3 protein-coding genes are annotated in these 2,093 nt (G+C 34.5%); all 3 read left to right on the top strand.

The window, feature by feature from the left end; translation table 11 throughout:
- A partial coding sequence (locus tag WBH99_RS03795; RefSeq protein ID WP_424218785.1) for a four helix bundle protein occupies window positions 1–213 on the top strand: 213 nt, incomplete at its 5' end.
- Entirely contained in the window at window positions 200–1,348 is a 1,149-nt protein-coding gene (locus tag WBH99_RS03790) for a glycosyltransferase (protein WP_424218784.1), read from the top strand. The genes WBH99_RS03795 and WBH99_RS03790, both read left to right, overlap by 14 nt.
- 248 nt (window positions 1,349–1,596) lie before the next feature.
- Window positions 1,597–2,093, top strand: a 497-nt coding sequence (locus WBH99_RS03785) for a hypothetical protein (RefSeq protein WP_424218783.1), incomplete at its 3' end; no start/stop codon positions are given.

Below are 2,093 nucleotides of genomic sequence, written 5' to 3'. Positions count from 1 at the left end.
GGATTTGGAAGGGCGTCGATTAGCGATAAATTGCATTTTTATACAATGGCATACGGTTCATTATTAGAAACTAAAAATTTTCTATATCTATCTGAGAAGTTGAATTATATTAGTAAAAATGAACTAGATTCTTTATTAGAAAAATGTGTTAGTTGTCAAAAATTAATTAACGCTTTTAAGACTGGATTAAAAAAACAAAATGCCAAATTCTAATAGCCAAATTCCATTAGCCAAACAATCGCCGCGGGTTGTTATTGTGCACGATTGGCTTACCAACATGGGTGGGGCCGAGAATGTTGTGCTGGCGCTTCATGAAGCTTTTCCATCTGCTCCAATCTATACATCAACTTACATGCCAGAAAAAATGCCAGCTTTTCAAAATTTGGATATTAGAACGACATATTTACAGAAATTGCCAAAACCGATTAGAAAATTACATAAATTTTTCCCAATGTTACGCGTTAAAGCTTTTCAAAAACTAGATTTATCAGAATTCGATATTATTATCAGTAGTAGCAGTGCTGAGTCAAAACAAGTTAAAAAAACCAGACCAGGTCAAATTCATATCTGTTACTGTCACACGCCAATTCGTTATTATTGGAGTCATTACAACGAATATCGAAAAGATCCAGGCTTTGGCAAATTAAATTGGTTAGTTAAACTTGCTATGCCAATTATCGTACCGAGTCTTAAAAGAGCCGACTACAAAGCGGCTCAGGCAGTCGATGTCTTTATTGCTAATAGCAGTGAAGTTCAAAAAAGAATCAAAAAATATTATGGAAAAAGTTCTACTGTAATTCACCCGCCAGTTGATGTTAATCGATTTACACCAGCTCGCGAAAGAAGTGATTATTATGTTGCTTTAGGGCGTCAGGTACCCTATAAACGAATTGATTTAGCCGTGTCGGCTGCTAATAAACTAGGTGTTAATTTAAAGGTATACGGCAATGGTAGCGAACATGAAAAACTTGTTGAAATGGCAGGGCCAACGATTGAATTTTTCACTGATAGATTTGGAGATGCTTCAGATGATGCCGTGACCGAGGCCTTAAATAATGCGAAAGGTTACATCTTTCCAGCCGAAGAAGACTTTGGAATAGTTCAAGTTGAAGCATTGGCTGCTGGCGCGCCTGTAATCGCTTTTGGAAAAGGCGGAGCTTTGGACATTGTTCAAGACGGCGAAAGCGGTATTTTATTCGACGAACAAACAACTGAATCTGTAGTTGAGGCAATCAAAAAAGCCGAATTAACTAATTTTTTGCCAGGAACACTGAGACGAAAAGCTAGGCGATTTGATAAGGGTCTTTTCATTACTAAAATAAAAAAAATAATTAATGATTACTCATAATTTTTGTTATTTATGAATATAGAAAATAGCAGTTAGCCAATAGCCAAATTCCAATAGCTAAGGACTAATAGATACCTTATACTATAGTTAGAATGTCTTGTAAGATTAATAATTATTTTGAGAGGTTATATATTAACCTTCTGTCGGTAATTTTTGGTGGGATTGTCTTACATGCTCCGCTAACTGTTTGGTTAGGTTCTAATTTTCCAGACTATAGTTTGTTTATAAAATCTTGGAAAGAGATTTTAATGCTAATAGCGAGTTTTATCGCTATCTATCTTTTATATAAAAATAAAAAATTCAATATATTAAAAACCCCGCTTATTTTAACGATTGCTGTCTATGCACTTTTGCATTTTGTTCTACTTTTTATTGATAATCAGGGATTAATGCCGAGTTTAGCTGGACTAATAATAGACTTAAGATATTTGTTCTTTTTTGTTTTAGTCTATGTTGCCTTGCAATTATTCCCCGAAAAGAAAGATTTATTTTTGCGAGTTGGTATAATCGGAGCTTTAATAGTTGCCGTTTTTGCAATCTTGCAAGTCTTTGTTTTACCGAAAGATTTTTTGATTTATCTTGGCTATGGCGAAAATACTATCCAACCATATCTAACAGTTGATCAAAATCAAGATTTTATTCGCATCAATAGCACGCTCAGGGGGCCAAACCCATTGGGAGCCTACGCGGTTATTGTACTATCTATATTATTTTCAGCGCTGCTAAAGAAAAAAACTAAAATAAA

Origin of the sequence: Azovibrio sp., from assembly GCF_049658005.1 — a bacterium.
Taxonomy (GTDB): Bacteria; Pseudomonadota; Gammaproteobacteria; order Burkholderiales; family Rhodocyclaceae; genus Azovibrio.
Note: the sequence above shows the minus strand (reverse complement) of the source record. Positions and strands in the feature narration are given on the sequence as shown.

What these genes read in the sequence shown, in the direction of transcription:
- WBH99_RS03790 (WP_424218784.1), top strand. Translation starts at nt 200, where the DNA reads ATGCCAAATTCTAATAGCCAAATTCCATTAGCCAAACAATCGCCGCGG.